Annotated in this window: 13 protein-coding genes; 8 read left to right on the top strand and 5 right to left on the bottom strand. The window is 32.5% G+C overall.

All coding sequences use genetic code 11. The features are described from left to right. The first annotated feature begins 28 nt into the window (after window positions 1–28). The 3 genes from pruA to ACFS5M_RS04900 all read left to right on the top strand — a co-directional run bounded on the left by pruA (window position 29) and on the right by ACFS5M_RS04900 (window position 4721). Window positions 29–1654 (top strand): L-glutamate gamma-semialdehyde dehydrogenase, encoded by a 1626-nt coding sequence (gene pruA / locus ACFS5M_RS04910; RefSeq protein ID WP_183486379.1) that lies wholly within the window; start codon window positions 29–31, stop codon window positions 1652–1654. 142 nt (window positions 1655–1796) lie between these two features. Then, complete coding sequence (locus tag ACFS5M_RS04905; protein ID WP_183486377.1) at window positions 1797–4172, top strand: T9SS type A sorting domain-containing protein; 2376 nt, start codon at window positions 1797–1799, stop codon at window positions 4170–4172. Window positions 4173–4178: 6 nt separating this feature from the next. Beyond that, window positions 4179–4721, top strand: coding sequence for a DUF4440 domain-containing protein (locus ACFS5M_RS04900; RefSeq protein ID WP_183486375.1), 543 nt, complete (start codon window positions 4179–4181; stop codon window positions 4719–4721). Window positions 4722–4724: 3 nt separating this feature from the next. Here ACFS5M_RS04900 and rsmG read toward each other — a convergent pair whose 3' ends face one another. After that, window positions 4725–5354 carry a 16S rRNA (guanine(527)-N(7))-methyltransferase RsmG gene (gene rsmG, locus ACFS5M_RS04895; RefSeq protein WP_183486373.1) on the bottom strand — a complete coding sequence of 210 codons (630 nt, stop codon included), beginning with the start codon at window positions 5352–5354 and terminating at the stop codon, window positions 4725–4727. A gap of 141 nt (window positions 5355–5495) precedes the next feature. On the opposite strand from rsmG, the gene ACFS5M_RS04890 reads away from it, so the two are divergent. Both ACFS5M_RS04890 and ACFS5M_RS04885 read left to right on the top strand, forming a co-directional pair. After that, window positions 5496–6590 carry a fatty acid desaturase family protein gene (locus ACFS5M_RS04890; RefSeq protein WP_183486371.1) on the top strand — a complete coding sequence of 365 codons (1095 nt, stop codon included), beginning with the start codon at window positions 5496–5498 and terminating at the stop codon, window positions 6588–6590. Window positions 6591–6625: 35 nt separating this feature from the next. Further along, window positions 6626–7810 (top strand): pyridoxal phosphate-dependent aminotransferase, encoded by a 1185-nt coding sequence (locus ACFS5M_RS04885; protein ID WP_183486369.1) that lies wholly within the window; start codon window positions 6626–6628, stop codon window positions 7808–7810. 520 nt (window positions 7811–8330) lie between these two features. On the opposite strand, the gene ACFS5M_RS04880 is transcribed toward ACFS5M_RS04885, so the two are convergent. From ACFS5M_RS04880 to trkA, 3 genes are all read right to left on the bottom strand, one after another. Beyond that, window positions 8331–8585, bottom strand: a complete 255-nt coding sequence (locus ACFS5M_RS04880; protein WP_183486367.1) for a hypothetical protein — start codon at window positions 8583–8585, stop codon at window positions 8331–8333. Window positions 8586–8725: 140 nt separating this feature from the next. Further along, window positions 8726–10228: a TrkH family potassium uptake protein gene (locus ACFS5M_RS04875; protein ID WP_183486365.1), complete on the bottom strand. Its 1503-nt coding sequence runs from the start codon at window positions 10226–10228 to the stop codon at window positions 8726–8728. Beyond that, a complete protein-coding gene (gene trkA, locus ACFS5M_RS04870; RefSeq protein ID WP_183486363.1) occupies window positions 10228–11577 on the bottom strand; it encodes a Trk system potassium transporter TrkA in 1350 nt (449 codons plus the stop codon). The genes ACFS5M_RS04875 and trkA overlap by 1 nt, the downstream gene beginning before the upstream one ends. A gap of 132 nt (window positions 11578–11709) precedes the next feature. On the opposite strand from trkA, the gene ubiE reads away from it, so the two are divergent. Continuing rightward, window positions 11710–12435, top strand: a complete 726-nt coding sequence (ubiE, locus tag ACFS5M_RS04865; protein ID WP_183486361.1) for a bifunctional demethylmenaquinone methyltransferase/2-methoxy-6-polyprenyl-1,4-benzoquinol methylase UbiE — start codon at window positions 11710–11712, stop codon at window positions 12433–12435. 2 nt (window positions 12436–12437) lie between these two features. After that, window positions 12438–13151 (top strand): type IX secretion/gliding motility protein PorT/SprT, encoded by a 714-nt coding sequence (gene porT / locus ACFS5M_RS04860; RefSeq protein ID WP_183486359.1) that lies wholly within the window; start codon window positions 12438–12440, stop codon window positions 13149–13151. Window position 13152: 1 nt separating this feature from the next. Here porT and ACFS5M_RS04855 read toward each other — a convergent pair whose 3' ends face one another. Beyond that, the gene (locus tag ACFS5M_RS04855; protein ID WP_183486357.1) at window positions 13153–13869 is read right to left on the bottom strand and encodes a TrmH family RNA methyltransferase; all 717 of its coding nucleotides are present in this window, start codon (window positions 13867–13869) and stop codon (window positions 13153–13155) included. A 112-nt stretch (window positions 13870–13981) separates the two neighbouring features. On the opposite strand from ACFS5M_RS04855, the gene tamL reads away from it, so the two are divergent. Further along, entirely contained in the window at window positions 13982–16501 is a 2520-nt protein-coding gene (gene tamL, locus ACFS5M_RS04850; RefSeq protein ID WP_379898054.1) for a translocation and assembly module lipoprotein TamL, read from the top strand. Window positions 16502–16601 lie beyond the last annotated feature (100 nt).

Raw genomic sequence — 16601 nt, 5'->3', positions numbered from 1 at the left:
TTTACAAATCACAAAACCAAAAACAATCATGGGAAAAGGATTTTTTAATGTACCAATTGCTATTAACGAACCCGTTAAATCTTATGCTCCTGGAAGCCCAGAGCGAGAAGCAGTTAAAAAAGAATATTCAGCAATGTTTAATCGTACTATTGATGTACCATTATATATAAACGGAAAAGACATTACCACTGGAAACACGAGAACAATGTCTCCTCCTCACGACCATAAACATGTGGTTGGAACCTATCATTTAGCAGAGCAAAAGCATATTGACGATGCAATTTCTACAGCGTTAGAAGCCAGAAAAAAATGGTCTAAAACACCTTGGGAACAACGCGCAGGTATCTTTTTAAAAGCTGCTGAATTAATTGCGGGACCTTATAGAGCGAAAATTAATGCTGCAACCATGATGGCTCAATCAAAAACCATCCATCAAGCCGAAATAGATGCTTCATGTGAACTTATAGATTTTTTACGATTCAATGTACAATTCATGACAGACATTTATCATGAACAACCTGAAAGTACAAGTGATGCATGGAACAGAGTTGAATACAGACCTTTAGAAGGCTTCACTTATGCAGTAACTCCTTTTAACTTTACAGCCATTGCAGCCAACTTACCAGCTTGTATGGCTATGATGGGAAATGTTGTAGTTTGGAAACCTAGTGATAGTCAGGTTTATTCTGCTAAAATCATTATGGACGTATTTAAAGAAGCTGGCGTTCCAGATGGTGTTATTAATGTGGTTTTTGGAGATCCTGTTATGATAACCAATACTGTTTTAGCAAGCCCTGATTTTTCTGGCTTACACTTTACTGGGTCTACATTTATTTTTAAAGAATTATGGAAACAAATTGGTAATAACATTCATAACTACAAAACCTACCCAAGAATTGTTGGCGAAACAGGAGGAAAAGATTTCATTGTCGCACATAAATCAGCTAACCCAAAACAGGTAGCTACTGCTATTTCTCGTGGTGCATTTGAATTTCAAGGACAAAAATGTAGTGCAGCATCTAGAGCTTATATTCCAAAAAGTATTTGGAGCGATGTAAAGAAATATGTTCAAGAAGACATTGCTTCTTTTAAAATGGGCTCTCCTGAAGACATGAGTAATTTTATTACTGCAGTAATTCATGAAGGCTCTTTCGATAAGTTAGCTAAATACATTGATCAAGCTAAAAATGATAATGACGCAGAAATTATTGCTGGTGGAAATTATGACAAAAGCAAAGGTTACTTTATTGAACCAACAGTTATAGTTACAAAAGACCCTAAATACACAACAATGTGCACAGAATTATTTGGTCCTGTGATCACTATTTATGTGTATGAGGATGATGCTTATTCTGAAACTTTAAAACTAGTTGATGAAACTAGTGAATACGCATTAACTGGAGCTATTTTAGCAACTGACAGATATGCTGTTACTGAGGCTACAGATGCGTTACAAAATGCAGCTGGAAACTTCTATATTAATGACAAACCTACTGGAGCTGTTGTTGGTCAGCAACCATTTGGTGGCGCAAGAGCATCTGGAACAAATGATAAAGCAGGTTCTGCTCAAAACTTATTACGTTGGGTTTCACCAAGACTTATTAAAGAAACATTTGTAACGCCAACAGATTACAGATATCCATTTTTAGGATAAAACCCTAAATAATTAAAATTCAAACCCTTAAAACAATATCGTTTTAAGGGTTTTTTTATGCGGTTTAACTTAAAAACTCCTCCGCATTATAAAATATTGATAGAACTTCTTATATTTAAGAGATTAATTAATATCCAACGAAATGCAAAAAAACTACTTTCTACTCGCTTTCCTCATCTCTATTAGCCTTTATTCACAAGACAAAAAAAACGCATTAAACAAGTTTGATACTTCTGGTATGGAGACTACAATTTTAGTGCATAAATCACCTATTTCAGATATTACCACTTATAACGAAAAAGTTATAAATTCTTTCAGCTTTTATCAAGCTTATAAAAGTATTGCTCAAGCCGATTTAAATCAACGTTTAAGTCCACTTGAAAACATAAAAGAACAAACTAAACAGAGTTATTTCACAAATGTTATCCCATTAGCAATAATACATAGTGATTTTGAATCAATTAGCGATGATGCTTTACAAAGCAACGCAGTTTCTAGAGATGCTCAAGGGTATTTAATGAGAACAAATACTGAAGCACCTATCTTCGAAAAAAAACACATAACGCTTGCTTCTCCTTTAAGAGTAAAAACTAAAGGCTTGCAGACCACCTTTAATTTAGCGTCATCTAATATTTATAATACAACAGACCAAACAATTCAAAGTGTCGCAATTGATTTTGATGATGGTGAAGGTTTTAGAACAATCCGCTTTAATCAAAATATTGTTGTAGACTATTCTGAAATTGGTAAAAAAACTTTAACCTTTCAAATGACTTTGGATAATGGAGATATTATAAGCCGCAGCTCAAAAATTGACATTAAATATTCTAATGCTGATTTATATACGCATTTTAATCGTGTGGTTAACACATTCACCTCTAGCATTGCTCCTGACCTGTCAGACTACGACAATGAACCAGATAATTTTGGAACAGGTGAATATGAAATATTCTTGGGTGCTGATGGCGTTTTAAACAAGCCTATTATTTTAGTAGATGGATTTGACCCTGGAGATGGTCGCGATATTACTGGTTTACGTGAGTTATTAAATTTTGATGATGGAGGATCGACGTCAAATCTTGAAGACTTAGTTAAGGCTGAAGACTTTGATGTTGTGTATTTAAATTTCCCAATCTATACTAGAGATGCTGATGGCGCTGTTATTGATGGAGGTGTTGATTTTATTGAACGTAATGCAATGCTATTAGTTGAATTAATAAATATAATTAATGAAGATAAAGAAGGTACCGAACAAAATGTAATAATTGGTCCGAGTATGGGTGGATTAATTTCTAGATATGCATTAAATTATATGGAAAATAATGAATCTATGGATCACGACACAAGGTTGTGGATTTCTTTTGATGCACCTCATCATGGTGCAAATGTCCCTATTGGATTTCAACATCAATTTAATTTTCTTGCTTTTGGTTTAGATGATTTCTGGGTTCTTGGCGACCAAAATGTTGAAGAATTACAACCAATTATTGATGGTATGCTAAGGTCTTCAGCAGCTAGACAAATGCTAACAGATCAGTTTGAACCGCACATTACAGATAGCGATGGTGTAACTTTTAATGGGTCATTATCATTACCTAGAGCTCATCCTTATAAAAGCGATTTTGATGCAAGAATGAACCTTTTAACAGGTTCTGGGTTTCCCGAATTAACCAGAAACATCTCAATTATTAATGGTAGTGGCGAAAATAACCGTTATCCAGACAACACTTCAGGAGCAAACGATTTGGTTCCTGGCAGCCAAATTGTAGATGCTAATATTGAACTTTTTGGTGTTGCAGAATTAAAAGCTAATACTTTTTTTACACCTAATGCAGGCACACAAATTGAAACAAGCCAAGTTCATTTAGATTTTCCGATTTGGTTTCCATTAGCAAACGACAGAATCAATAATGCAAGTTCTAGAGCTTTTAGTTATTCTGATGGCATTGATGCTGCGTCAGGAGGTCTTTTTGACATCATTGGTTTGACTGAGGACTTATCTACAGATGGTCTTGTTGGTGAATTCTTAGCCTCTTTAAGCACAGATCATTTCAACTTTATCCCAAGTATAAGTGCAATGGCTTTTGAAATCACAGCAGATCAAATCAACTGGTTTCATACACCGTTTGGGCCTACTAGAGCCACCACCAATATCACACCTTTTGACGCTTGGTTTATGCCTCAAGAAAATGAACCACATGTGACTTTAACAGAACAAAATGTAGCTTTTGCGCTTAATGAAATCTTTCAAGAAACTCTAAGCACAGACACAAATAACCAAAACTCGATTAGTCTTGAGCAAAATCCTATTTCAAACGTTTTAACTATTTTATGTACTAAGACTGTTGATCAAGCCAGTGTTTCGGTTGTAGATCTTACAGGAAAAATGATATATAATAACATTTTAAATCTACAAGAACGCACTCATATTCCTTTAAATATTTCTTCTGGTTTATATATTTTAAACATTGAAACTCCAGAGAACTATAATTTAAAAACCAAATTTGTAGTCAAATAAATTATCATGAAAAAAATCATCATCCTATTTACACTAGTAATAATTTCTAACCTTGAAGTCTCTCTAGCAAATAATTATAAAAGTGATTTAATACTTATTAATGAAACCCTAAATGACTCTACACGATTAGCAGAACTAGATCGTTATTGGGCTGAATTATCAAGAACCGTGAAAGAAGGAGATTTTGAAGCTTATGCAGCAACTTACCATAAAGATGCAGTGGTTGTATTTGCAACTGGCAAAAACAAAACATCAGTTGCTTTGAGTCAAGCATTAGATGGCTGGAAAGAAGGCTTTATAAAAACTAAAGAAGGAAAACAAAATGATGCCGTTCAATTTCGGTTTTCTCAAAGAATAGGTAATGAAACGACTGCGCATGAAACTGGGATTTTTCGATTTACATCTAAAGAATTAGACGGTAAACTTATAGCAGAATATACCATACACTTTGAAATGTTACTCATTAAACGCAATGGTAAATGGCTAGGTGTAATGGAGCATCAAAAAAATGCAGCCACAGACGAAGAATGGAGCGCGTTAGAAAAATAAGGCTTAACCTTTATACTTTAAAGGTAAGTGTACTATTTTCTTAGTCTCGAAAAAATCTTCACTAAAAAAATCTGGTATATCATAAATCGTAGCTTTAGGGTAATCTTGCAATTCTAGAGTTAAATCACCTCCTTTTAAATAAATAATTCCATTTTTAAGTTGATGATTTTGCTTTTTTGCAACCTTTCCCTTTACCCAATGCACAAATGTAGGCATTGCAGCAACAGCTCGACTCACAATAAAATCATAGGTGTCCTTAATTTCTTCTACACGAGTATGTGTAGTTTTCACATTCTCTAGACCTAAACCAGCGACAACTTCTCTTACAACATTTAGTTTTTTATTAATACTATCTACCAAATGAAAAGAACATTCTGGATATAAAATGGCTAAAGGTATTCCTGGAAATCCTCCTCCAGTACCTACATCCATAATCTTGGTGTGCGGCTTAAATTGTATCACTTTAGAAATAGCAAGCGAATGTAATACGTGGCGTAAATACAACTCATCTATGTCTTTTCTAGACACGACATTTATCTTTAAATTCCAATCCTGGTATAAGGCTTCTAGTCTTGTAAATTTATCAATTTGATCTTCTGTAAGATCAGGAAAGTACTTTAAAATGAGCTCCATTTTATTATTTTTCCACAAAAATAGACTTTATTGTTTATATTTTTGTGAATTCTTTAGTAAGATAAAAGGCTTATTTATTTATCTTTGGTCACAATAACATTTAGTAATTAATTACGTTATTCTATTTTAAACCCTAAAAGTATGTCAAACCAAACTCTAACTTTCTCTAGAACTGATTCTGCGAAGTTTTTTAGAACTTTAAACAAGCGTGTAAATGCTTACTTTAAAGATAATAACATTAAGAAAACAGGAAACTGGAAGTTATATAGCAAAGCCATAATAATGTTCACATTATTATTGGGTCCATTAGTTCTTTTATTAACTGTTGATTTACCAACCTGGTTACAGGTAATTTGTATGATGGTTATTGGCATTGGAATGGCTGGAGTAGGAATGAATGTGATGCATGATGCCAACCATGGTTCTTTTTCTAGTAAAAAATGGGTTAATAAACTCATGGGAAGCAGCATACATATATTAGCTGGAAACGATTACAATTGGAAAGTACAGCATAATGTATTACACCATACCTATACAAATATTCAAGGTCACGATGAAGATATTGATGCTGGTAGAATAATTCGTTTTTCAAAACATTCTAAATGGTTGAAAATTCACCAATATCAAAAGTATTATGCATTTTTCTTATATGGTTTATTAACTGTTAATTGGGCTATAACAACCGATTTTAAACAAACTTACATATACTTAAAAAGAAAATTATCTTATGGCGATTTTCCAAATCCAGCAACACAATGGACAAAGTTAATTATTGGTAAAATAATTTACTATTCTATTTGGGTTGTACTACCTATAGCTTTAGGGTATGCTTGGTGGCAAGTTTTAATTGGTTTCCTTATCATGCATTATACCGCTGGAATTATTCTTAGTGTTATTTTTCAATTAGCGCATGTGATGCCAAATACTGAAATGCCTTTACCAGATAAAAATGGTAATATGAAAAACACTTGGGCAATTCACCAATTATTTACAACCTCTAATTTTTCACCTAAAAGTTGGATTGTGGAGTTTTATACTGGAGGTTTAAACAGACAAGTAGAGCATCACTTATTTTCTAATATAAGTCATGTTCATTATAAAAACATAGCAAAAATAGTAAGAGAAACTGCTCACGAATTTAGCTTACCTTATAACGAATACAATTCAATTTGGACTGCTATTTCAGAACATTATCAGCAATTAAAAGCATTAGGTAGAAAACCTAGCATGGCTTAATACAATTCTACTTTATAAATAACTAATCACACACGATGAGCCTACTTTCAGAAAGGGTCTTAAATATGTCAACTTCTGCTACTCTTGCAATGGCCGCAAAAACCAGAGAGTTAAAAGCTGAAGGAAAAGACATTATAGGATTAAGTCTTGGTGAACCCGATTTTAATACACCTGATTATATAAAAGACGCTGCTATTCAAGCGATACATGACAATTATAATTCATACACTCCTGTTGATGGCTATGTTGAATTAAAAGAAGCTATTATTACCAAGTTTAAACGTGATAATAATTTAAATTACTCCTTACCTCAAATTGTAGTTTCAACAGGCGCAAAACAATGCCTGTCTAATGTAGCAATGGTAATGATTAACAAAGGTGATGAAGTGATTTTACCTTGTCCTTATTGGGTAAGCTATAGCGATATTGTTAAAGTTGCAGAAGGTGTGCCTGTGGAAGTACAAACGTCTATTGAAAATGATTTCAAAATGACAGCTGCTCAGCTTGAAGCTGCTATAACTCCAAATACAAAAATGCTTTGGTTTTCTTCGCCTTGCAATCCAAGTGGATCTGTTTACAGCAAAGAAGAGCTAGAAGCACTAGCAGAAGTTTTAAAAAATCATCCAAATATATATGTCGTTTCTGATGAAATTTACGAACATATTAACTTTGTTGGTGGTCATGTAAGCATGGCACAAATTGATGGTATGTTTGATCGCACCATTACAGTTAACGGAGTCTCTAAGGCCTTTGCTATGACAGGCTGGAGAATTGGCTATATTGGTGCTCCTGAAGCTATAGCTCGCGCTTGTAACAAAATGCAAGGTCAAGTTACAAGTGGCGCTAATTGCATTGCTCAACGAGCGGTTATTACGGCTTTAAATGAGCCGCCTTCTCGTGTCCAATTTATGATTGACGAGTTTAAAATAAGACGAGATTTAGTCCTAGATTTATTAAATGAAATCAAAGGATTTAATAATAATACTCCTGAAGGTGCTTTTTATGTATTTCCTGACATCTCTTATTTCTTTGGAAAAACCTTACGTGGCAGAACAATAACAAATGCTACCGATTTCTCATTATATCTTTTAGAAGAAGCTCTTGTAGCAACTGTTACAGGTGAAGCTTTTGGAAACCCAAACTGTATTCGTATTTCTTACGCAGCTAGTCAAGAACAATTAACTGAAGCTATTAAACGAATTAAAGACACTGTGAATTAATAAACATAAAAGCCATTAATATATGGCTTTTATATATAAATGATTAATAGTGTAATTAAAGGTATAATTACCAAGCAAAAAACAAGTAACTGCTTTTGTGTAGTCTTCTTATGTTCTAACCTAATTTTTTCTTTTAATTGTTTTAAAACCATTGGATTAGACTTAGGTAAATTATAGTCTGTTAATCGTTTACTACTATTGTTTCCTAAATTGTTTTTTAGTTTTTTCCTTTTTGATAATAGATTTCTGTTATTCTTTAAGGTAGTTATTCCCGATTGCACAACACCGAAGCTCATAAGTTCTAGTTTTTAAAAGTGAAACATTAAAGTTTAGAGCATAGAATACTTGAGCAAGAATTAATATTCTTGAATTTCTATGTAATGGTATAAAAGATTATTTTTGAGATTAGCTCAAAAGATCATCAGTTAACAATCTATAAAAAAGCTGCTTTATATTATAAGTAATACTTTACGCAAAAACGTTACGCTATAAATCCAAAAAAATATTTTGAAACTATAAATTATAAAATGGCTATAAGAAATATTACTAAAAACAAAGACACTTTTAAAGTCGTTTCAATAGAGCAACAGGAATTGTATTGCTTACTTTTAAGACGCTGTCTTATTCCAAAAACTGAACCAGAGTTCATTTTATTATAAGTGTGTCTAACAATTTGTTGGTAGTTTGAATTTAAAAACCCTAAAGGTTGATTTACTTGGTCTTCATTGTACTTGGGAAGCGGTTCTAAATCTTGAGATGTGATTAATAATTCCATGATTGTGTTTTTAATTGGTTTGTATAATATAGACGAGCCAATTTAAAAAATGTTACAATTCAAATCATCTTGAAACTCAGCTATAGCGACAAAACACCTATAAATACTCAAGAATTTAAGAATAAATTATTTTGCAAAACTTATCTATTTCGCCAGAAAAAAGGCGTAAATAAAATAAGCACAGTGAACAATTCTAAACGACCAATGAGCATTAAAAAGCTACACCACCATTTTCCTAAATTAGGTAAAGCTGAATAATTATTTACTGGGCCAAAATCTCCAAGAGCTGGACCAACATTCCCTAGACTAGAAGCTGCCAAGCCAACAGAAGATTCAAAGTCAATACCAAACATTGAAAACACTAAAGAACCTACAATAAAGGATAACATATAAAGAATAAAAAAAGCAAGAATATTAAATACAATATCTCCAGAAATTGCTTTTTTATTATAGCGAACTGGTAAAACAGCGTTAGGATGTAACGTTCTTTTAAACTCTAAAAAACCATTTTTAATTAAAACCAAATGACGCACGACTTTAACTCCTCCAGAAGTACTACCTGCCGAACCACCTAAAAACATAAGTCCGAAAAAGAACACTATTAGAAAAGGTGTCCACATGGTATAATCTGCAGTAACAAAACCAGTTGTAGTAACTATCGCTAACACCTGAAATAATGCATGGCGAAAGGCACTTTCTGCCTCTCCTAAGACCATAGGATGCGCAATGCTAGACGCAGCAATATCTGCTCTAAAGTAAATAATTACCGCAGCTATTAATGTAAAAATAGCAATAAACTTAAAGTAAAGTTTAAACTCTTCATCTTTAATAATTTTTTGCACTTTTCCTTTAAAAGCAAAGTAGCTTAATACAAAATTGGTTCCTGCTAAAAACATAAAGACGATAATAATATACTGAATAATAGGCTGATTATTCCAATGTGCTACACTCGCATTTTTTGTTGAAAAGCCTCCAGTTGACAACGTGGATAACGCGTGATTTATCGCGTCAAAAAATGACATGCCTGCAACTTGAAGCAGAATCGTTTCAGCAGCAGTATACCCTACATAAATTAACCATAACCGTTTTGCTGTATCAGTAATTCTAGGGTGTAATTTATCTGTACTAGGGCCAGGAGCTTCAGCCGCAAAAAGCTGCATTCCTCCAATACCTAATAAGGGCAAAATAGCTATAGCAAGAACAATAATTCCCATACCACCAATCCAATGTGTTAAACTTCTCCAAAACAAAACACCTTTAGGCACAACTTCAATATCATTTAAAATAGAAGCTCCAGTTGTCGTAAAACCAGACATGGTTTCAAAAAATGCATCTGTAAATTGTGGAATACTTTCAGTAAACACATAAGGTAAAGTTCCAGATAATGCCATAACAATCCATCCAAAAGTAACAACGATATATCCTTCTCGCTTGTTCATTTCTTTGGAATGTTTCCGAGTCAATATCATAGCTAAAACGCCTACAGAAAGAGTGACGATACCTGAAAGGAATAATTTAAAAGTAACCCCATCTTTATAAATCAAGCTAATGAGTGAAGACAATAGCATAAAGCCACCATTAAACAATAAGAGCAAACCAAAAAAATGGAAGATAATTTTGTAATTAAGCTTTATTCTTCTCATTACAAAAAGATTTTTTCTACACGTTTTATAGACCTTGGAAGGCAACAAACAACGACTTTATCTCCTTCTTGAATTCTAAAGCTCCCAAGAGCTATATAGCCTTCTCCATCTCTTACTACACCACCAATAATGGCTGAACGCGGAAAATCAACATCTTTAATAAACTTATTTGTTATTTCTGAGTTGGCTTTCACTTTAAACTCCAACAACTCCGCATTCATATTATTCAATTTGGTCATAGCAACCACTTCTCCTTTTCTAATATATCTAAAAATGTTGTTTGCTGCTAAAAGCTTTTTGTTAATTAATGTGTCAATTCCAATAGATTGAGACAATTCGAAATAATCCATGTTTTCAACCAAGGCAATGGTTTTCTTTACCCCTTTAGACTTTGCGACTAAACAGGACATAATATTGGTTTCAGAATTTCCTGTAACAGAAATAAACGCATCCATTTCATGAATACTTTCTTCATCTAGTAAATCAACATTTCGGCCATCACCATTAATAACCAAAACACGCGGAAGTATATCTGCTAAGTCGAAAGCACGTTCTTTGTCTTTTTCAATGAGCTTTACATTAAATCCATTTTCATATAAATCTCTAGAAGTTTTAAACCCAATCTTACTACCTCCTAAGATCATTACATTTTTAATTTCGGTATTACTTTTTCCAGTCATTTTACACAACTCATCACCACCACCTTCACTAGTAATAAATACAACATTATCACCTTCTTTAAACTGAGTATCTCCTCTTGGAATAATTGTATACTGTGTTCCAAAGCGCTGAATTGCAATAGGAACGAAATGGATTTCAGAAAATAATTGAGCGGCTTCACGAACTGTTTTTCCAACAAAAGATGCAGTTCTCGATAAGCTTAAGCCAACCATGGTTAGAGCGCCTTCATCAAATTCGTAACTATCATTAAACGCTGATTGATTGAGTAACAATTCAATTTCTGAAGCAGCTAAAGATTCTGGAGAAATAAGTTCATCAATTCCAAATTTAGTAAATCCTACTTCATCTTTATGATTAATAAACTCTGTATTCGAAATTCGAGCAATAGTACGTTTTGAACCTAATTGCTTTGCTAGAACACAGACTGTAATATTAGTCGTTTCTGAAGCAGTAACCGCTATTACCAAATCACTTTGATCAACTTTAGCTTCTTTTAAAATTGCTATGGATGTAGCATCTCCTTTGATAACTTTTATATCTAAGTGATTGTCTGCATAAGTCAGACTTTCTTTATTAGTGTCTAATAAGGTTATTTCTTGCGATTCGTAAGACAATAATTTTGCTAAATGAAATCCTACTTCACCAGCTCCAGCAATAATTATTTTCATCTGTATTATAATAAAAAAGTAAGCAAATATACTGCAAAATATTAAGATATAAATGATAGACAAGCATTTGATTTGATGACTTCGGAAGGATATAAATAAAAAAAAATATGTAGGTTTGCCAAAAAAATAGATTTGTCGAAAGTTAAACCATATAAGGATAGCGATTTAGGTAAGAAAGAACAGGTTACCAAAATGTTTGACACCATATCAAAAGATTACGATGGTTTAAATCGTGTTATCTCATTTGGTATTGATGTGAAATGGAGAAAAAAAGTGGTAGCTATGGTCAAAGAAGCTCAACCAAAAACCATTTTAGATATCGCTACAGGAACAGGAGATTTAGCTATTAATTTAGCTCAAACTAATGCTGAAAAAATTATTGGTCTAGACATTAGTAGTGGCATGTTAGATATTGGCAAAGACAAAGTTAAAAAGCGTGCTTTAGAAAACACTATTGAAATGGTTTTAGGCGATAGCGAGCACATGCCTTTTGAAGATAATTCTTTTGATGCAATTACTGTTGCATTTGGTGTGCGTAATTTTGAAACCCTTGAAAAAGGCTTAAAAGAAATATATCGTGTCTTAAAACCTCAAGGTACATTTGTGATTTTAGAAACTTCTATGCCTACAAAAACACCTTTTAAACAAGGCTATAATTTATATACAAAAAACATACTGCCTCTAATTGGGAAAATATTCTCAAAAGACCGAAGCGCATATAAGTATCTATGTGAATCTGCTTCTGTGTTTCCTTTTGGTGAAGCATTAAACAATATTTTAAGAGAAATTGGGTTTATTAATGTGAAAGATTTTCCACAAACTTTTGGAGTGGCAACTATTTATAAATCGTCTAAATAAATATGAAGAATATACTTGCAATACTTATTACTTTTTTTTGCATTCAATCTGCTTCTGCTCAATTATTTGACAAAGAGAAAATTAAAAACAATGAAAATGTAGATAAAAAAACATTAAGCTATGGCTATTTTCTTGGTTTTAATAGTTACGATTTTAATTTTGATTATTATCAAGACAGAAAAGATATCCTTGTAGAAAAAAGCATTGGCTTTAGTGTTGGTCTTATAGGAAACTTACGCATAAATGATTATATAGATGTAAGATTAGAGCCTGGTTTGTATATCACAACTCGTAATTTAATCTATGATGAAAGCTATTTTAGCGGATTAGAATATACAGACTCAGATTTAATTCGAGAGGTAAAAGCAACTTACATTCACGTGCCTTTACTTTTAAAATTATCGACTAAAAGAATCAATAACTTTAAACCTTTTATTGTTGGTGGATTTTCTACTGCATTAAACTTATCTAGTAATCAAGATAACCCAGACGATAACAGCGCTGGAGAATTTAGAACAAATAAGAATTTATATTTTTATGAACTTGGTTTTGGGATAGATTTTTACCTGTTCTTCTTTAAGTTTACACCTTCCGTTCGTGGTGTATTTTCTTTTAACAATGAAATTGTTCCTGATGTGGATCCTAATAGTCCATGGACAGGAAATGTAAAAAGCATGAAAACTAGAGGCTTGTTTATTAACTTAACTTTCCAATAACCTAGCGCTTAAATTCACTTAGCATTATTGCTGTTGCTGTTGCGACATTTAAACTTTCAGTCGCTTGAAGTGTGCCAAATCTTGGAATCGTAATCCTTTTATCAACCCAAGCTTCAATAGCAGCAGAAATACCATTTGCTTCATTTCCCAACACCAAAACACCTTGGCTAGGCAAGCTAGATTCGTACACATTTTCACCATCCATAAACGTCCCAAAAACTTCAGATTCGGTAGTCTTTAAAAAATGTTCTAAATCAATATAACTCACATTAACACGTGTAATAGAACCCATTGTAGCTTGAATAACCTTTGGGTTATAACAATCAACAGTTGTTTCGCTACAAACTAAATCCGGAATACCAAACCAATCACAAAGTCTTATGATGGTTCCTAAATTGCCTGGATCTCTAACATTATCTAAAGCAACAATTAAGCTATTGCCTTGAATAGCTTGCGATTTTGGGATTTCAAAAATGGCTAAGGCTTGATTTGGCGTGGTTAAAAAGCTGATTTTTTTTAATTCATTCTCAGTAATCAAAGTTTCATTCTTGGCACCAAAATTGAAGGTCTTAGTCGAAAATACATGATGAAGCTTTAAAGAAGAGTTTAAAAGTTCATTAATAGTTTTTAGGCCTTCGGCAACAAACAAGCCTTCTTGCTGTCTAAACTTTTTTTGCTTTAATCGTGTTATTAGTTTTATTTGGCTTTTTGATACCATGCAAATAGTGTATTTTTGAATCCTTTAACAGGATATTTTATATAAAGATTATATCTTAAATTCTTAAAAACAAAATTAGTATTAATTTATCATTTAAAAAGACTTGAAATTATTGCATCTTAAAATAGTATTACTTGTTTTTATAGCACTATTTTTTACGTCTTGTAATGCCGTTAAAAGAGTTGGTGAAAATCAACATCTACTCACCAAAAACACAATTCTTGTTGATGGTAAAAAAGATAATTCTGAAAGAATTAACAACTTATTATACCAAAGACCTAACAGAACATTATTATTTAATAATATTCCTTTAAGATTATTCATATACAATACTGCAAGACCTAATATAGATTCTATTGTGCATGAAAAAATTAATAGAAACCCTAAACGAAAAGCAAGATTAGAACGCTTCTTATCTAAAAAACAGCTCGATAAATATTTACAATCTAAAATAAATTTTAATTCGTGGCTAAAAAAAACAGGAGAAGCACCTGTAATACTTAATGATGCTCGAACAGAAAAATCTATAAATCGTTTAGAAAGCTATTACATTAATAATGGCTGGTTTAATGCTAAAGCTACTGCAAAAACAGACACTTTGGATAATAAAAAGGCTGCTGTTAATTATACTGTTATAAAAGGCAAACCATACACAATTGATTCTATAACTACTGCTATAGATACTCCTGTTTTAGATTCGCTGTATGAAACAGAAAAACACAAATCATTTATTAAAAAAGAACAATATAAAACTGTAAACTTCCAACAAGAACGCGAACGCATTACAGATCATTTTAGAAATTCTGGAATCTTTCATTTTAGTCAGGACTATGTGTATTTTAAAATGGATTCTATTGACATAGACCATAAAATGCCTATCGAAATACAAATAAAAAACAGAGTCGTAAGAAAACAAGACTCTGCTTATCGAACCCCTTTTAAAGTTTATAAGGTAAAAGACGTTAATATTTACACAGATAATTCTTATGAAAATAGGAATAAAGCAATTACAGATTCAGTAACATACAACAATTATAATCTTTACAGCATTGGCAAAATGCGCTTTAAACCAAAAGCACTTACTGATGCTATTTTTATTACACCTAATAGCACTTTTAGAGACATTAATAGAACTCGTTCATATCGACATTTAAGTAATTTAAGAACATTTAAATATCCAAACATCGAATATGTCGAAAATCGAGACACCACCTTAACCGCTAACATATACTTAGCACCAGAAAAAAAGTTTAAATTAGGATTTAGTGCAGAAGTCTCTCAAAGTAATATCCAGACTGTTGGCTTTGCTTTTAGTCCTTATTTATTGATGCGTAATATATTTAGAGGTGCCGAAACCCTTGAAATATCAGCTATTGGTTCAATTGGCGCTTCTAAAGATGCAGGCAACGAACGTGACCAGTTTTTTGATATTAACGAAATTGGAGCCGATTTAAAACTAACCATTCCTAGGCTTTTTTCTCCATTCAATACTGAGAAGATCATCCCTAAATACATGTTCCCTAGCACCAGAATTTCTTTAGCAATGACTAGTCAAACTAATATCGGATTAGATAAACAGTCCTTTACTGGTGCTTTTAACTACAAATGGTTTCCTAATAAAAGTACGACAAACAGATTAGATGTTTTTAACATTCAATACGTCCGAAACTTAAACACAGATAACTATTTTGGTGTTTACCAAAACTCTTATGACAATTTAAATAGCATTGCACTTGACTTAAACTATAATGAAGATGGTGAAAACTTATCTATTCCAGTTGAAACCGATTTATTTATAAATGACGTCTTAACAGGAAATACGACTTTAACTTCTACTGATGACGACTATCAAACTATTTCTGCCATAAATGAACGTAAAGACCGATTAACAGAAAACAACCTGATATTCTCCTCAAATTACAACTATACATTAGATCGACGAGAAAATTTATTTGATGAAACCTTTTCTATTTTTCGATTTAAATTAGAGCTTGCTGGTAACATCTTCTCCACAGCTTCAAAACTTTTTGGTTTAGAAAAAAACAGCGATGATCGTTATGAACTTTTTAATGTAGCCTACTCTCAATATGTAAAAACAGAGTTTGATTATATTCGTCATTGGGATTTAGGCAAAAAAAATGTTCTTGCAGCGCGTGGCTTTTTAGGTATTGCAATTCCTTATGGAAACTCAACAAACATTCCTTTTTCTAAGAGTTTCTTTGCTGGAGGAACTAACGATAATCGCGCATGGACCGCTTATAACTTAGGTCCAGGAAGCTCGAGTTCTAATAACGAATTTAATGAAGCTAATTTAAAGCTTGCCTTTAACTTAGAAAACAGATTCAATGTCTTTGGCAATGTTAATGCTGCTCTATTTATCGATGTTGGTAATATCTGGAATGTTTTTGATGACGTTGAAGACCCTAAGGCAACTTTTGATAGCTTTTCATCCTTAAAAGATATAGCTGTCGGTACTGGTTTTGGTATTCGTTACGATTTTGGCTTCGCAGTCGCTCGTTTAGATATAGGATTTAAAACTTACAACCCTTCTTTAGATGAAGGCAATCGCTGGTTTACAGATTATAACTTTGGTAATGCTGTATATAATATTGGTATAAATTATCCTTTCTAATTAAAAAATAGTCCTCAGTATATTCAGAATTAGGACTTCTTATATAATGGTCTTTCGTTTATTAACGAAAACTTAATACAATTTAAAAATCACTAAAAGC

The sequence above is a fragment of the Lacinutrix iliipiscaria genome (assembly GCF_042686125.1).
In the GTDB taxonomy this organism is placed as follows: Bacteria; Bacteroidota; Bacteroidia; order Flavobacteriales; family Flavobacteriaceae; genus Oceanihabitans; species Oceanihabitans iliipiscarium.
Note: the sequence above shows the minus strand (reverse complement) of the source record. Positions and strands in the feature narration are given on the sequence as shown.